Source organism: Pantoea sp. F_5, assembly GCF_008631595.1.
In the GTDB taxonomy this organism is placed as follows: domain Bacteria; phylum Pseudomonadota; class Gammaproteobacteria; order Enterobacterales; family Enterobacteriaceae; genus Pantoea; species Pantoea gossypiicola.
Genome location: NZ_VWUO01000012.1, coordinates 76,821 through 93,130, shown reverse-complemented (window position 1 = coordinate 93,130; position 16,310 = coordinate 76,821). Strand labels below are relative to the sequence as shown.

General features: G+C 55.0%; 12 protein-coding genes. 4 read left to right on the top strand and 8 right to left on the bottom strand.

Annotated features, from left to right (window positions below; all coding sequences use genetic code 11):
- Positions 1 to 5: 5 nt before the first annotated feature.
- The 4 genes from wzzE to trxA all read right to left on the bottom strand — a co-directional run bounded on the left by wzzE (position 6) and on the right by trxA (position 4,389).
- Positions 6 to 1,079, bottom strand: a complete 1,074-nt coding sequence (gene wzzE / locus F3I44_RS16470; RefSeq protein WP_255467308.1) for an ECA polysaccharide chain length modulation protein — start codon at positions 1,077 to 1,079, stop codon at positions 6 to 8.
- A gap of 5 nt (positions 1,080 to 1,084) precedes the next feature.
- Positions 1,085 to 2,164, bottom strand: a complete 1,080-nt coding sequence (gene wecA / locus F3I44_RS16465) for a UDP-N-acetylglucosamine--undecaprenyl-phosphate N-acetylglucosaminephosphotransferase (RefSeq protein ID WP_150013287.1) — start codon at positions 2,162 to 2,164, stop codon at positions 1,085 to 1,087.
- 280 nt (positions 2,165 to 2,444) lie between these two features.
- Positions 2,445 to 3,704, bottom strand: a complete 1,260-nt coding sequence (rho, locus tag F3I44_RS16460) for a transcription termination factor Rho (protein WP_003851960.1) — start codon at positions 3,702 to 3,704, stop codon at positions 2,445 to 2,447.
- A 352-nt stretch (positions 3,705 to 4,056) separates the two neighbouring features.
- The gene (gene trxA / locus F3I44_RS16455) at positions 4,057 to 4,389 is read right to left on the bottom strand and encodes a thioredoxin TrxA (protein ID WP_003851963.1); all 333 of its coding nucleotides are present in this window, start codon (positions 4,387 to 4,389) and stop codon (positions 4,057 to 4,059) included.
- 117 nt (positions 4,390 to 4,506) lie between these two features.
- Between trxA and rhlB the strand changes: the two genes are divergently transcribed.
- A complete protein-coding gene (gene rhlB, locus F3I44_RS16450; protein WP_150013289.1) occupies positions 4,507 to 5,799 on the top strand; it encodes an ATP-dependent RNA helicase RhlB in 1,293 nt (430 codons plus the stop codon).
- 6 nt (positions 5,800 to 5,805) lie between these two features.
- A complete protein-coding gene (gene gppA, locus F3I44_RS16445; protein WP_150013291.1) occupies positions 5,806 to 7,290 on the top strand; it encodes a guanosine-5'-triphosphate,3'-diphosphate diphosphatase in 1,485 nt (494 codons plus the stop codon).
- A gap of 42 nt (positions 7,291 to 7,332) precedes the next feature.
- On the opposite strand, the gene rep is transcribed toward gppA, so the two are convergent.
- Positions 7,333 to 9,354 (bottom strand): DNA helicase Rep, encoded by a 2,022-nt coding sequence (gene rep, locus F3I44_RS16440; protein ID WP_150013293.1) that lies wholly within the window; start codon positions 9,352 to 9,354, stop codon positions 7,333 to 7,335.
- A 75-nt stretch (positions 9,355 to 9,429) separates the two neighbouring features.
- Here rep and ppiC point away from each other — a divergent pair, with 75 nt between their 5' ends.
- A complete protein-coding gene (ppiC, locus tag F3I44_RS16435; RefSeq protein ID WP_008926423.1) occupies positions 9,430 to 9,711 on the top strand; it encodes a peptidylprolyl isomerase PpiC in 282 nt (93 codons plus the stop codon).
- On the opposite strand, the gene F3I44_RS16430 is transcribed toward ppiC, so the two are convergent.
- The gene (locus tag F3I44_RS16430; RefSeq protein ID WP_150013295.1) at positions 9,712 to 11,772 is read right to left on the bottom strand and encodes an AsmA family protein; all 2,061 of its coding nucleotides are present in this window, start codon (positions 11,770 to 11,772) and stop codon (positions 9,712 to 9,714) included.
- Positions 11,773 to 11,835: 63 nt separating this feature from the next.
- Positions 11,836 to 12,609: a cyclic-guanylate-specific phosphodiesterase gene (gene pdeH, locus F3I44_RS16425; protein WP_150013297.1), complete on the bottom strand. Its 774-nt coding sequence runs from the start codon at positions 12,607 to 12,609 to the stop codon at positions 11,836 to 11,838.
- Between the two features lie 281 nt (positions 12,610 to 12,890).
- Between pdeH and F3I44_RS16420 the strand changes: the two genes are divergently transcribed.
- Positions 12,891 to 13,823: a sugar kinase gene (locus tag F3I44_RS16420; protein WP_150013299.1), complete on the top strand. Its 933-nt coding sequence runs from the start codon at positions 12,891 to 12,893 to the stop codon at positions 13,821 to 13,823.
- 282 nt (positions 13,824 to 14,105) lie between these two features.
- Here the strand turns inward: F3I44_RS16420 and msbA are convergent, their stop codons facing one another.
- Positions 14,106 to 15,863 carry a lipid A ABC transporter ATP-binding protein/permease MsbA gene (msbA, locus tag F3I44_RS16415; protein WP_370461293.1) on the bottom strand — a complete coding sequence of 586 codons (1,758 nt, stop codon included), beginning with the start codon at positions 15,861 to 15,863 and terminating at the stop codon, positions 14,106 to 14,108.
- Between the last annotated feature and the right edge of the window lie 447 nt (positions 15,864 to 16,310).

The window sequence follows — 16,310 nt, the reverse complement described above, 5'->3', positions numbered from 1 at the left end:
TTCTCTCAATCATGCGTGTCTGACATCAGACGCGGACGACGTGCCAGCGCCACACCCGCGCCGGTTAATGCCCCAACGGCACCCCACATAATCATCATGAACAGACGTCGCGGACTGTCACGTGATACCGGCTCTTCCGGCGTGCGCAGATAACGGTAGGTCTGGAACTGGCTGTTCAGTTTTGGCCCGGTCTGCAGCGTGGTCAGCATTGCTCTGTTCTGATCATAGCTGATATCAAACCCCGGACCGGTGGCACGCAGGGTATCGAGCTGTCCCTGTAAAACGGGCTGACCCAGCAGGAACAGATCGCTGTCTGCCAGATTCTCACCCGCTTCGCGCGTCTGTTTCTCGTTGATTCCCTGCTGGCTGGCGACTTTCAGCGCCTGCTCCAGCCGATGCTGCTGGCGCTGGAAGACTGCGTTTGCCACATCTTCCTGACGTTTCACCTGCGCCTGCAACTGATCGGTACGCGCCCGCCAGGCCCCTTTTAACTCATCATTCAGATGACGCGCGGCGCGTTCACTGGCGTAGGCGATGTACTGACGCAGCAGATTGTTGGCGTCGCCCGCGGTTTCCGCTTTAAGTTTGACGTTATCGGGCAGATTATGTGCCGCGTCAGCGGGCGTGAACAGGATGTTGGCGATCAAATCGTCGAGCAGCGCGGCATCGTTATGCGCATTGCCGGTTTTACGGTTCTTGTAGTAATCCGTTTGCTGCCAGAACTCCCGACGCGTATCCCAGGAGGCAAGCTGCATGGTGAACTCCTGATAAACCTGATCCATCACCGTCGGTGACGGGGCAGCCAGCGTCAGGGCATTGTTGCGGACATCCAGATTGGTCAGGAACTGCTGCTGTGCATAGTAAGAGCCCAGCATGTTCACCGTCGGGCGATCGGTAATCGCTGTGGTGCTCCAGACCTGTTTTAGCAGTAGCGTAGCCAGCCAGGCGATCAGGGCAAACAGCAGTGCCAGCCCGACAATCCAGCGTTTACCACGCCATAAACGGCAGCTCAGGCCGCGAATATCCAGTTCGTTATCCACAACGTCAGCAGGCATGGCAGAGGTATCCTTTTTCAGCATCGGGTTCATTTATTTTTTGCTTCTCGATGATGGCTCAGACGACGCTTGATACGCCGTAAGCGTCGCGCCACACGCCACGCATGTTTCAGGCAGTAGCCATAAACCATAAACGCGCCCAGGAACAGCAGCAGCATCACCCACTCCGGGATAAATGCCAGATATTCACCCAGAACACCGATACCGGCGAGGATGGCCGCCGCAACGGTAATCAGGACAAAGGCCTGACGCGAGGTAAAACCGGCACGCATAATCAGATGGTGGATGTGCTGACGATCAGCCGAGAACGGGCTCATGCCTTTGCGCAGGCGACGATACATAATCGCCACCATATCCATCAGGGGAATGGCGATGAGCCAGAGGGCGGTCACTGGCGTGATGGGATGGCTCAGACCCTGCGTCGTTTCCAGCAGAATCCAGATGATGGTGAAGCCGATCATGGTGCTGCCGGCGTCACCCATAAAGACTTTAAACCGACGCCCGAGGAAGCCGAGGTTAAGCAGAATATAGGGCAGCGTGGCGGCAATCATCGCAAAGCACCACATCGCCAGGCTGGTCTGGCCGTCGAAATAGAGGATGATGCCCATGGCGGCAAAGGTCACTGAGGAGAGGCCGCCCAGCAGACCGTCAATGCCATCCACCATATTAAAGGCGTTAATCGCGGCCCAGACGGCGAACAGCGTCAGCACATAGCCAAAGGGCCCCACGATCAGCTCGAACGGACCGACGATAAAGCCCAGACTCAGCAGATAGAGTTTTGCCCCCACCATCATGACAACAGCTACCAGCGCCTGCACCACCGCGCGGATTTTAACGCTGATATCAAAGCGATCGTCGAGCGCCCCGACCAGCACCAGCACACCGGCGCAGCCGAGATAGAGCAGCGCATGTGGCAGATAGTAGTTAGTAATGGCAAACGTAAAGCAGATACCTGCAAACACGGAGATGCCGCCCACCAACGGAATCGCGCCATGATGGCGTTTACGTGAGTTAGGCTTATCAACCAAACCAATTTTTTTAGCTGCTTTTCGAGCAAAAAAGAGGAAAGCCAGGGAAAAGAGAAAAATTAAACCAAGCTCAGTACTCATAGTGAGTAAATTCACGTTAAACGCTCTCAGCTAACATCCCGCACCACAATACGCGAAAAAGCGCGCCTGGTGCTGTGTCGGATTCCGAATTCTGCATAAAGAGACAGACGAACGGTCATAAATTCGCCATCACTACCACAGTCATTATAAATGCTCCTGCCAGTGTTCAATCCTATAGCTCACAAATGAAAAACGCCACGTCGGGACGTGGCGTAAGGTCGATTTTCTGCGCATTTGAACTAAAAAAGCCGAATCTGTGGTCCGGCCTGGCAGTATCGGATTAAGAACGCTTCATCATATCGAAGAATTCATCATTGGTTTTGGTCATCGCCAGCTTATTGATGAGGAATTCCATTGCGTCGATTTCGCCCATTGGGTGAATAATTTTACGCAGGATCCACATCTTCTGCAGCTCTTCCTGAGAGGTGAGCAGCTCTTCTTTACGCGTACCAGAACGGTTGTAATCAATCGCCGGGAAGACGCGTTTTTCAGCAATTTTACGGGCGAGATGCAGTTCCATGTTACCGGTACCTTTAAACTCTTCGTAAATGACTTCATCCATCTTCGAACCGGTATCAACCAGCGCGGTCGCGATGATGGTCAGGCTTCCGCCCTCTTCCACGTTACGTGCAGCACCAAAGAAACGCTTTGGACGATGCAGGGCGTTGGCATCCACACCACCCGTCAGGACCTTACCTGAAGCAGGTACCACGGTGTTGTAGGCACGTGCCAGACGTGTGATGGAGTCGAGCAGGATGATGACATCTTTTTTATGCTCAACCAGGCGCTTGGCTTTCTCGATCACCATTTCCGCAACCTGAACGTGGCGCGATGCGGGCTCATCGAAGGTTGAGGCAATAACTTCACCTTTAACCAGACGCTGCATCTCGGTCACTTCTTCCGGGCGCTCGTCAATCAGCAGCACCATTAGCACGCAATCCGGGTAGTTGTACGCCAGGCTTTGCGCAATGTTTTGCAGCAGCATGGTTTTACCGGCTTTCGGCGGTGCCACGATCAGACCACGCTGACCACGACCGATCGGCGATGCCAGATCGAGTACGCGAGCGGTTAAATCTTCCGTTGAGCCATTACCCCGCTCCATACGCAGACGTTTATTTGCGTGCAGCGGCGTGAGGTTTTCGAACAGAATCTTATTACGCGCGTTTTCCGGCTTGTCGTAGTTAACTTCGTTAACTTTCAGCAGCGCAAAATAACGTTCACCTTCTTTTGGTGGACGGATTTTGCCAGAGATAGTGTCACCAGTGCGGAGGTTAAAGCGGCGGATTTGGCTGGGGGAAACGTAGATATCATCAGGGCCGGCGAGGTAGGAGCTGTCTCCGGAACGGAGGAATCCAAATCCATCCTGAAGAATCTCCAGCACGCCATCACCAAAGATGTCTTCGCCGCTTTTCGCGTGCTGCTTCAGGATTGAAAAGATAATGTCCTGCTTACGCATGCGAGCCTGATTTTCCAGCCCCATATTTTCGCCGAGAGTAATCAGCTCAGCAACCGGCGTATTCTTTAATTCGGTAAGATTCATAGTGATGGGTTCTTAAACTCGGGGTAATACTCGGAATGTTTGTCGTGAGTGGTATGGCAATTAATCCATGCCGTTAATGGCTCTTTTCGGCTCTTCCCGACGATCATCGTATGAAATGGCGATCGGTATGCAGGCAGATGTCCGAATGTGATGCCAGAGTTGGAGCTAACCGTAAGATTGCTGAACCGTTCTATCTTTATAAGGTACAGGGCGACAGGGTTCACCAAGGGAAAACTTTTAGATGCAAACTACAAGGTAAGTTCGTAATGCAGTATGAGTAACTTAGCACGCCCGAAAGCGAACGTCCAGCAGCAGGAGATAAATTCACCACTGCCAGACGTTCAGCCCTGAATTACGCCAGGTTGGCGTTCAGGAACTCTTTCAATTGGCCTTTAGACAGCGCGCCCACTTTGGTCGCGGCGACTTCGCCATTTTTAAACAGCAGCAGCGTCGGGATACCACGAATGCCGTATTTCGGTGCCGTGCCTGGGTTATCATCAATATTCAGCTTAGCGATGGTTAGCTTGCCATCATACTCTTCTGCAACTTCATCAAGGATGGGCGCGATCATTTTGCAAGGACCACACCATTCAGCCCAGAAATCTACCAGTGTAACGCCGTCGGCTTTCAGCACGTCGGTGTCGAAACTGTCATCAGTCAGATGAACGATTTTATCGCTGCTCATGTTTTACTCCACAAGATTATGCCTGGCGAATTGGCGTAATATATACCAATGTTGGTTGACTTTATTTCATCGGATACGCTTTCGTAAAGCGATAGTAAGCTGATATTCTACCACACTATGAGCAAAACACACTTAACTGAACAGAAGTTTTCCGACTTCGCCCTGCACCCAAAAGTGGTGGAAGCCCTTGATAGTAAAGGCTTTCAATACTGCACGCCGATTCAGGCGTTAGCTCTGCCTTTTACGCTTTCAGGGCGTGATGTTGCAGGCCAGGCGCAAACCGGTACCGGCAAAACGATGGCGTTTCTGACGTCAACGTTTCATCATCTTCTCTCTCATCCTGCGGCGGAAGGTCGTCAGGTTAACCAGCCACGGGCTTTAATTCTTGCGCCGACGCGTGAACTTGCTGTGCAGATTCATGCGGATGCCGAACCCCTTACCGCCTCAACCGGCCTGAAACTGGGTCTCGCCTATGGCGGAGACGGTTATGACAAACAGCTGAAAGTGCTGGAGCAGGGCGTTGATATTCTGGTGGCAACCACCGGCCGTCTGATCGATTACGCGAAGCAGAATCATGTCAACCTCGGTGCCATTCAGGTCATGGTACTGGACGAAGCCGATCGCATGTTCGATCTCGGCTTTATTAAAGATATCCGCTGGCTGTTCCGTCGCATGCCGCCTGCTACGCAGCGTCTGAGCATGCTGTTTTCGGCGACGCTCTCTTACCGCGTCCGTGAACTGGCGTTTGAGCACATGAACAGTGCTGAATATGTAGAAGTGGAACCGGAACAAAAAACCGGTCATCGCATTCAGGAAGAGCTTTTCTATCCGTCAAACGAAGAGAAAATGCGCCTGCTGCAGACCCTGCTGGAAGAAGAGTGGCCCGATCGCGCCATTATCTTCGCCAACACCAAGCACCGCTGTGAAGATATCTGGGGCCACCTGGCTGCCGATGGACACCGTGTTGGTCTGCTGACCGGCGACGTGGCTCAGAAGAAGCGCCTGCGCATTCTGGATGACTTCACTAAAGGTGATGTGGATATTCTGGTCGCCACCGATGTGGCCGCTCGCGGTCTGCACATTCCGGCTGTAACGCACGTCTTTAACTACGATCTGCCAGATGACTGTGAAGATTACGTTCACCGCATTGGCCGTACCGGTCGTGCCGGTGCCAGCGGACACTCTATCAGTCTGGCCTGTGAAGAGTACGCGCTGAACCTGCCTTCAATTGAAGAGTACATTGGCCACAGCATTCCGGTCAGCAAGTACAGCAGCGAGGCGTTGTTGACCGATTTACCGCCGCCAAAGCGTCTGCAACGCAGCCGTACCGGCAATGGTCAGCGTCGCGGAGGGAATAACGCCAATCGTCGCGGTGCTCCACGCAACAACAACCGCAAACGTTCAGGTTAGGCCACCATGCTCAGCGCGTCGTCACTTTATGCAGCGATCGATTTAGGGTCTAACAGCTTTCATATGTTGGTGGTGCGCGAAGTCTCTGGCAGTATTCAGACCGTCGCAAAAATTAAGCGCAAGGTTCGCCTTGCTGCCGGTCTGGATAAAAATAACCTGTTGTCAGCCGATGCGATGTCGCGTGGCTGGCAATGCCTCAGACTCTTCTCTGAACAATTGCAGGATATTCCCCCCGATCAGATTCGTGTGGTGGCGACCGCCACGCTGCGTCTGGCTGCCAATGCGCAGACCTTCCTCGACACCGCCCAGCAGATCCTCGGCTGTACCATTAATGTCATCAGCGGTGAAGAAGAGGCGCGTCTGATTTATCAGGGTGTGGCCCACACCACCGGCGGTTCCGACAAGCGTTTAGTGGTCGATATCGGCGGCGGCAGTACCGAACTGGCTACCGGCGACGGCTCACACGCATCAGTGTTGTTCAGCCTGTCGATGGGCTGTGTGACGTGGCTGGAGCGCTTCTTCAGCGATCGTCATCTGGCAAAAGAGAACTTCGACCAGGCTGAACAGGCGGCCCGTGAGATGATCCAGCCGATTGCCGCGCAGCTGCGTGCGCAAGGCTGGGAGGCCTGTGTCGGTGCATCCGGCACGGTTCAGGCGCTGCAGGAGATCATGGTGGCGCAGGGTATGGATGAGCGCATCACGCTGAATAAACTGCAGCAACTGAAGCAGCGTGCCATTCAGTGCGGCAAACTGGAAGAGCTGGAAATTGAAGGACTGACGCTGGAACGGGCACTGGTGTTCCCCAGCGGCCTGTCGATCCTGATCGCTATCTTCCAGGCGCTCAGCATCGATAGCATGACGCTGGCGGGCGGCGCACTGCGGGAAGGGCTGGTTTACGGGATGCTGCACCTGCCGGTTGACCGCGATATCCGTACCCGCACGCTGCACAACGTCCAGCGCCGTTTCAGCATCGATGTCGAACAGGCAGACCGCGTGCGTCAGCTGGCAGAAAGTTTTTTCCGTCAGGTTTACACGCCGTGGAAGCTGGATCAGCGCTGTCGTGAGCTGCTGCTCAGCGCCTGCGCGATCCACGAAATTGGCCTGAGCGTCGACTTCCGTCATGCGCCGCAACACGCGGCATATCTGGTGCGTCACCTCGATCTGCCTGGCTTCACACCGGCGCAGAAGAAGCTGCTGGCCTGTTTACTGCAAAATCAGAGCGGCAGCATCGATCTGGCATTGCTGACTCAGCAAAACGCGCTGCCGCCGCGCCTGGCGGAACGGATGTGCCGTCTGCTGCGGCTGGCGATTATTTTCTCCACCCGCCGTCGCGATGACACCCTGCCTGCAGTGCGGCTACTGGCAGACGATGATGCCCTGCATCTGACCCTGCCCGCAGGCTGGCTGGAGGCGCATCCGCTGCGCAGCGAACTGCTGGAGCAGGAAAGCCACTATCAGTCTTACGTCCACTGGTTGTTAACCCTGTCGTAATGGCACCCGCGTGAGGCGAATCTCCTTCGCCTCCTGCGAGGTTTAACTCTTCTTCGCCTTATCCAGCATCGCTCTCAACCCGGCGACCCGACTCTGCCCGGTTTTCATCCGCTCTTCCGCACTGACCACTTTGCGCTCGGTCTCCCATTGCAGATCGTCCTGGGGCAACTCCAGCAGGAAACGACTCGGTTCAGGCCGGATTAACTCGCCATACTGCCGGCGTTCGCGACACAGGGTGAAAGTCAGTTCTTTCTGCGCCCTTGTGATCCCCACGTAAGCCAGGCGACGCTCCTCTTCGATGTTGTTCTCATCGATACTGCTCTGATGCGGCAGCAATCCCTCTTCCATGCCCACCAGGAATACATAGGGGAACTCCAGACCTTTAGAAGCGTGCAGCGTCATCAATTGCACCTGATCCAGCTCTTCATCGCTTTCACCGCGCTCCATCATGTCGCGCAGAGTAAAGCGCGTCACCACCTGCGCCAGCGTCATCGGCACATCGATATCGCTGCCTTCCAGCATTTCAGTCATCCACTGAAACAGCGTATTGACGTTTTTCATCCGCATTTCGGCAGCTTTCGGGCTGCCGGAGGTTTCAAACAGCCAGCTTTCATAGTCGATGCCGCGAATCAAATCGCGGACGGCGTTCACCGGCTCACGTTCGCTCAGCTGGATAATCTCATTCAGCCAGTGGGTGAAGCGCTGCAGATGCTCCAGACCACGGCCGCTCAGCGTCTGCCCCAGCCCGACATCAAAACTGGCGTTAAACAGACTTTTGCTACGCAGGTTGGCCCATTCACCGAGCTTCTGCAGCGTGGCCGGGCCAATCTCGCGGCGCGGCGTATTGACGATGCGCAGAAATGCGCTGTCATCCTCAGGATTGGTCAGCACACGCAGATAGGCGAGCAGATCTTTAATCTCAGGGCGTGAGAAGAAGGAGGTGCCGCCAGAGATGCGATAAGGAATGCGGTTCTGCATCAGAAACTTTTCAAAGGTCCGTGACTGATGGTTGCCGCGATAGAGAATCGCGTAATCTTTGTATTGCGTGCGGTTAATAAAGTGATGCGCGATCAGTTCGCCTGTGACCCGCTCTGCCTCATGCTCTTCGCTGTTGGCGGTCACCACTTTGAGTTCGCTGCCCTGCCCCAGCTCTGAAAACAGCCGCTTTTCAAAGACGTGCGGATTATTGGCAATCAGGATATTCGCCGCCTTAAGTATGCGCTGCGAAGAGCGGTAGTTCTGCTCCAGCTTTACTACTTCCAGCGCCGGAAAATCCTGATTCAGCAACACCAGATTCTGCGGCCGTGCGCCACGCCACGAGTAGATCGACTGGTCATCGTCGCCGACCACCGTGAAACGCGCGCGCGCGCCAACCAGCAGCTTAACCAGCTCATACTGGCTGGTGTTGGTGTCCTGATACTCATCCACCAGCAGATAGCGGATACGCTGCTGCCAGCGCTCGCGCACTTCCTGATTACGCTGTAGCAGCAGCGTCGGCAGCAGGATCAGGTCATCAAAATCCAGTACGTTGCACGCCTTAAGATGCTGGCTGTAGAGGGCATAGCAGTGGGCAAAGATATTATCCTGCTGCGAGCGCGCCAGCGCGGCGGCACCCTGCGGATCGATCAGATCATTTTTCCAGTTCGAAATGGTGGAGATGAGCTGCTGTAACAGCGTCTTATCCTCTTCCAGCCACTCTCTGGTCAGCTCTTTCAGCAGGGCGAGCTGATCCTGATCGTCGAACAGTGAGAAGTTGGACTTCATGCCCAGTGCCGCCGTCTCGCGCTTGATGATCTCCAGTCCCAGCGTATGGAAAGTCGAGATCAGCAGACCGCGCGCCTCTTTGCGGCCCAGCGTCTGCGCCACACGCTCTTTCATTTCGCGCGAGGCTTTATTGGTAAAGGTTACTGCGGCGATGTGGCGCGCCTGATAGCCGCATTCACGAATCAGATGGGCGATTTTATTGGTAATCACGCGGGTTTTGCCCGATCCCGCGCCCGCCAGCACCAGACAGGGACCGGTAACAAATTCGACGGCACGTTGTTGGCTGGGGTTTAAACGCATAAAAGAAATCGCCTGATTGAATCAAAAGAAAGGGGTTTATACTGGGCGGCAATTATACACAACCGAGATACCAACATGGCGAAAACCGCGGCGGCTTTACACATCCTGGTCAAAGAGGAAGCGCTGGCAAAAGAGATTCTGGCGAAACTGGCGAAAGGCGGCAATTTTCAGGAGCTGGCAAAGAAGCACTCTACCTGTCCTTCCGGCCGGAAGGGGGGCGATCTGGGCGAGTTCCGGCAGGGACAGATGGTGCCGGCCTTTGATAAAGCGGTCTTTACCTGCCCGCTGCTGACGCCTTACGGGCCGGTAAAGACCGGCTTTGGTTATCACATTATCAAAGTGCTCTACCGCAACTAATCACTTCTTCTGTTTCATCTGCTGCAGGACGGTGCTGCACTGGTTGTCTTCGTTATCACTTGGCGAGATCATGGCCAGCAGCGCCGCTGCCGGGCCGACGACCGCACCCAGTGCCACAGCAGCAGCACCGCGGGCCAGCAGTGGCCCTGCTTTCACGCCTGCATCAGGATTTTTAAAGGTGCCGCGCACGTAGAGCGGGGAGCGCAGCGTCACGATGCGAATGCCCTTACTTTCCGGGTTTACCGACAGATCCAGCCGCTCACTGGCGAAGTTGGCGTTACCTGACACATTGATAATCGCGTTCTCGGTATCAAACACAAACAGGTTAGGGGTCGCCACACCATTCTGCAGTCTGAGATCGGTCGCAGCGCAGTTGATACGCACCTGGTCATCGCCAAACAGCTTGCCCACCACGTAGTTACCGACGTTGAGTCCGGCAATCTCCATCAGGCTGCGACTGATCAGCCCATCATTCATCAGCAGCTTAAGCTGACCGTTGCTGGTCGCCAGCAGATCGGCCACGGAGTTACCGGTGCCGGTAAAACTGGCATCGCCATTGAGCTGACCACGGCTGTTCTTCATTGCGTCCACCGTCGGAAAGAGCTGACGCAGCTGCAGCTTACGTACATGAAGGTCAACCCGGCCACGCATCGGCGAGCGATCGCCCTCCAGCCGGATGGTGCTGTTGAGATTGCCGCCTGCCACACCAAAACGCAGCGGATCCAGCAGCAGATCGCCGCTTTTCAGCTGTAAATGGGTGTAGAGATCGCTTAACGGCAGGGAATTACTGTGTTCGATTCGTTTGCCGCTGAACTTCACATCGGCATCCATCACGTCCCAGTTTTTGGTCTCAAATTTATCGTGCGGCAGCACGCGGTCGGCGGGCTGATTCGATTTCTCACCGCGACGGGCTTTGGCCTGCGCGGTTTTTTCACTGCCTTTGCCGGAATCCACACCAATCAGCGGCCCCAGATCGGCCATACGCAGTTGCTCTGAGGTCAGTTCGCCGGTCAGCGTCGGACGGGGTTTGCCCTGCGTGTAAATCAGGGAGCCATGAATATCGCTGTCGCCAATGTGTCCGTTGAATTTCTCATAGCGGTAGACCGCACCTTTTTCGCCATTGAATTTCGCAATCAGATGGCCGTCAGTTTCATAAGGGGGTGTGTCAGGCAGCAGGACGCCGGTCAGCCCGTAGAGATTCGCCAGCGTATCGCCCGAGAAGCGCAGTCGCACATTCAGCCCGCCGAGGTTCATCGGATCCTGCACGCCCCCCGTTACCTGAACCCGCGTGGTGCCGTTTCGCACATCGGCCTGCACCGGGAAAGGGGTGTTCTGGCTGCGCAGCGAGAGCATGCCGCCAATCTTGCCTTCACCGCTGAGCTTTTCATTGTTGTAGGTGCCACTGGCCTGCCAGCCAAAGACGAAGTCTCCCGCGCCCTTCTGCTGATCGTCACCGCCGGCAATCTGCGCATAGGGCACCGGTTTGCCCAGCGGATTGACCTGTACCGTGACATCGGCGCGGTTAACCGCATCGCGATAGCGGATTTGCCCCTGATCAAACAGGATATTATCCAGCCGGAAGGACCAAGCCGAGGGCGCGCTGTTCCTGTCATCCTTGTCACTACCGGCGAGATCAAACGTCCAGTTATTCTTTTTATCCGCCGTCTGAATCAGGCGCGCATCGGGCCGCTGCAACTTAATCCATGGGATGAACAGCTCTTTATGCAGCAACGACAGCGGTGACAGCGTGGCATCCACACGTTGCAGATGCACCATGGTGACGTCAGAAATGTCTGGCGGATTGCCCAGCATAATATCTTCCGCGTGCACCTGCGGCCACGGCACCCAGCGCCGCCAGCCTGCCTCGTCGCGATTTCTTGCCCAGTCGATACCCAAATCTCCCCGTATCGCAAAGGGACGGTTTAATTCGGTAGAGACTTTCTGATTGATGGTGGGTTTCAGGCGATTCCAGTCAAAGGTGGCGATGACGACGATAATCACCACGATGAATAACACCAGAATTCCTGCTACCCAGCTGACTATTTTACCGGTACGCGACATTACGCTTTCTCCTTGCACATTCACGGTCTGCGTTAAAGATAGTCGAGACGGCGAGCAACGGCATCAGGGAAGCTGGATAGTGAGATGATTCAGTTCAGAAAATGGGACAGGCCGCGAAAAGTAGTAGCCCTGGGCCGCGATAGCGGGGGATGCTTTAACCTGCTGCCACTGCGCTTCCGTCTCCACCCCTTCAACAATGACGCCGTTGCAGTAACGATTGATCAGTGCCAGCAGCATCGAAAACAGGCTGCGCCCTTCATTGGTGGTGCCCAGCATATTAAAAAGGTCGCGCGACAGCTTGATGTAATCATATTTCAGTTCAGTCAGCGCCGAGAAATTCGCCATACCGGAACCGAAGTCATCCAGCCACAGCGGCCCCAGTTCAGGTATTTTCGCTACTTTCTCCTCCTGCGGCAGCGCCTGGTGCTCGGTGAGTTCAAAGCGTATCCATGGCAGGCCGGCAATGAGACGACGAATAGCGGGTCGGTGCTGAATGGCGAGCAGTGAGGGACCGTCGATGTTGACCGAAGCGACCACATCATTGTGCTCGAAAAATGCAGTCCATTCGGCAAGAAGTTCAAGCTGCTCATACACGACGTTCAGGCGCTGAGCGATGTCGAGTCCGGCAAACCAGGCTTCAGGCGAGAGATTCCGCTCCGGTGCCATGGGATGATAAACGGCGGTCAGCAGTTCAATGGCCAGTAACCGACCGGTTACCCGATAAATCGGCTGAAACCGATAGCGTCGATGACATTGTTGCCAGAAGAGCGGCGTTTCCGTGTGGAGATTAAGGTCGGTTGAAGACGGCAGCCATTGGCTAATACTCTCCATCACCATGCTATTTTCCTGGTTGGTAACACGTCCCCAAAACGGGAGACTGAAGCGATTATCGTAAATGCCTGTGAAAATGAGATGAATGGGGCGGCCGTATGAAAACGGAGAGTTTACCAGCCGCTTCGTTAGCATAATCGGTAAAACAGGCCAAAATTAGCCGCTCTTATTGCCCGGATCGGGGCCTTTCAGCACCTTAAGTTAAATTAAAACACCGTTTTAAAACCATTGACGTCTGCCATACCAGACGCGAGACTAAGGCGATATTTCACTACAGGTCTGAAACCATGACGCAGAAGAAAATCGCCATCATCGGCGAATGCATGATTGAGCTGTCCGAAAAGGGTGACAACATTAAGCGGGGCTTTGGCGGCGATACCCTTAACACGGCCGTGTATCTTGCCCGCCAGGTTGATGAGCCGCAGTTACGGGTCGATTACGTTACCGCGCTGGGGACGGATTCGTTCAGCGATCAGATGATCGCAGCCTGGCAGCAGGAGAAGGTGAATACTGACCTGATTCAGCGCCTCGATAATAAGATGCCGGGCCTGTATGTGATTGAAACCGATGCCGACGGCGAGCGTACCTTCTGGTACTGGCGCAGCGATGCTGCCGCGCGTTACTGGCTCGACAGCCCGCAATCCACAGAGATAGCCGAACAGCTGTCGCACTACGATTATCTCTACCTCAGCGGTATCAGTCTGGCGATTCTGCCGACGTCAAGCCGTGAGAAGCTGATGACGCTGCTGGCCCGCTGCCGGGCGAATGGCGGCAGGGTGATTTTTGATAACAACTACCGCCCGCGTTTATGGGCCGATCGCGTCAGCGCGCAGGCTGCGTATCGCGCCATGCTGAACTGTACCGATATCGCTTTCCTGACGCTGGATGATGAACATCTACTGTGGGGCGAGCAGCCGCTCGATGACGTTATCGCGCGTACCCGTCAGGCTGGTGCCAGCGAAATCGTCATTAAGCGGGGTGCAGACTCCTGTCTGGTCGCTATCGGCGATGCGCCGCTGATTGAGGTGCCTGCGGTACGTCTGGCGAAAGAGAAAGTGATCGATACGACGGCCGCTGGCGATTCATTCAGTGCCGGATATCTGGCGCGCCGTCTGACGGGCGCTTCTGCAGAGGCCGCCGCGCAGCGCGGACACCTGACGGCCAGCACTGTGATTCAGCATCGCGGCGCGATTATTCCGGCAGCGGTGATGCCTGACTGATGCTGTAGCAGCTGGTGTCGTAAAGATCGGTCTGCAAATGTAGATAACGAAAAATACGCCCAGAGGCGCATTTTTTGGCTGTTGATTATGTCTGGCTGAGTCGCTGTGAGCGCGCGCCTGCACAGGGAAACGGGTCAGTTCGGAAAGATGCTAAGGCAGTGCCTGACTGCTCGGCCCGGCTACGGGACGCTTTCCTCTTCTGACCGGTTTCCTGCGCGTTGAGCCTTGTTATTGCGGTTGGGTTCACTCTGCTTTAGCTTTAGCTTTTGGCATTCGTGCCTCTTACGCACAAAGCGGCTGACTGAACTGCATCGGATAGAGCCGCGCATACGCGCCGTTCTGTTGCAGCAACTGCTGATGCGAGCCGCGCTCAACAATCATTCCCTCTTCTACCAGCAGAATTTCATCAGCCTTTTCAATGGTCGAGAGCCGGTGAGCGATGATCAGCGTGGTCCGGTTCTGCTGCAGCGTCTCCAGCGCAGACTGAATCGCGCGTTCAGACTCGGTGTCCAGGGCCGAGGTCGCTTCGTCGAGGATCAGAATCGGGCTGTCGCGCAACAGGGCGCGGGCAATCGCAATGCGCTGCCGTTGTCCGCCCGACAGCAGTACCCCATTTTCGCCAATCATCGTATCCAGTCCGTTATCCATTTTATTAATGAATTCCATGGCATGAGCCATCTCTGCCGCCTTTTCAATTTCCTCGCGGCTGAAGACATCGGTACGGGCATAGGCAATGTTGTTGGCCACCGTGTCGTTGAACAGGTGAACATGCTGAGAGACCAGCGCCATCTGCTCGCGCAGCGAGGCCAGTGTGTAATCACGCAGATCATGTCCATCCAGCAAAATTTCGCCGCTGTTGACGTCGTAAAAGCGCGTCAGCAGGCTGGCGAGGGTCGATTTCCCCGAACCGGAACGGCCGACCAGCGCCACGGTTTTACCGGCGGGAAGGGTCAGATTGATATGCTGCAGCGCCGGTGTTTCCGCCCCCGGATAGGTAAAGGTGACGTCGCGAAACTCAATGTTGCCGGTGGCGCGCTTAACCACGCGTGTACCTTCGTCCTTCTCCTGTTCCATATCCAGAATCGCAAACAGCGTCTGACAGGCCGCCATGCCGCGCTGAAACTGGGCATTGACGTTGGTCAGCGACTTTAACGGACGCATCAGCATCAGCATGGCGGAGAACACCGCACTGATTGAGCCTGCGGTCAGCGTGGCCATCACTGAGGGAAAACTGGCCGCATAGAGCACAAAGGCGAGTGCTGACGAGGCAAGAAGCTGAATAATCGGATCGGAGAGTGAGGTCGCCGAGACCATTTTCATTCCCTGGCGACGCATTTGGTTACTGACCTGGTTGAAGCGGTCGGTCTCAACCTGCTGACCGCCGAACATCAGCACCTCTTTATGCCCTTTCAGCATCTGCTCGGCATGAGAGGTCACCTGCCCCATGGTGTTCTGCATATTTTTGCTGATACGGCGGAAGCGCCGGGAGACGATGCGGATCGCCAGCGACACAATGGGAGCCAGCACCAGCAGGATCAGGGAAAGCTGCCAGCTGTAATAAAACATCATGACAAACAGACCAAGAATCGAGGCCCCTTCACGCACCACCGTCACCAGCGACCCGGAAGAGGAAGACGCGACCTGTTCGCAGTCGTAGCTGATACGGGAGAGCAGCGTGCCGGTTGATTGCTGATCAAAGAACGATACCGGCATGCCCATCATGTGACTGAACAGCCGACAACGCAGGGCCATCACCACTTTGCCTGATACCCAGGAGATACAGTAGCTGGAGATATAGCCGCTGACACCGCGGATAAGAATCAGCCCGATAATCACCAGCGGCATCCAGACCAGAATACCGGGATTTTTCTGGCCAATGACATCGTCGAGCAGCGTCTTCAGTAACGTCAGCATAAACGGGTCTATGGCGGCGTTGACGATCAGGGCAACACCCGCGACCAATAGCCCCAGCCTGAAGGGAGAAATCATCGGCCACAGGCGACCAAAGGTTTGTCTGGTAGAGAGATTGGTATCAAACATGACATGCATCTTACCGTTGTGAACAGACGGATGATGTTATGTTAAACCGCGTCAACCAACCGGAAACTGCCGCGTGGTAAAGGATGCTGGCCATTCCCAGATGAGACTGGCACATTAATTTCACCATAGAGGCAGAGAAAACTCTGGTACTAAAAGCATTATGTCACCTTAACAGCAAACAGCGTGATATCCGGTAAATTGCGGCTAATAAAGCGGCCCGTGCCAGCTATTTACCTTAAGCTAAAAATTAGCGGTTAATAACAGACACGCTGCGGCAACGCTCTTTAATTCCTCTTATAATTTATTGATTAATATTAAACAGTTACACAAACAGATCGCTCTCCAGGCATAGTCCGAATCTGGTCAGATTCGCCCTTTTCGGATGGACGACCGCCTGAAAAAAGACCATCTTTTAATCAAAAGACAGCAGGATGCTGTTCTCTCCGG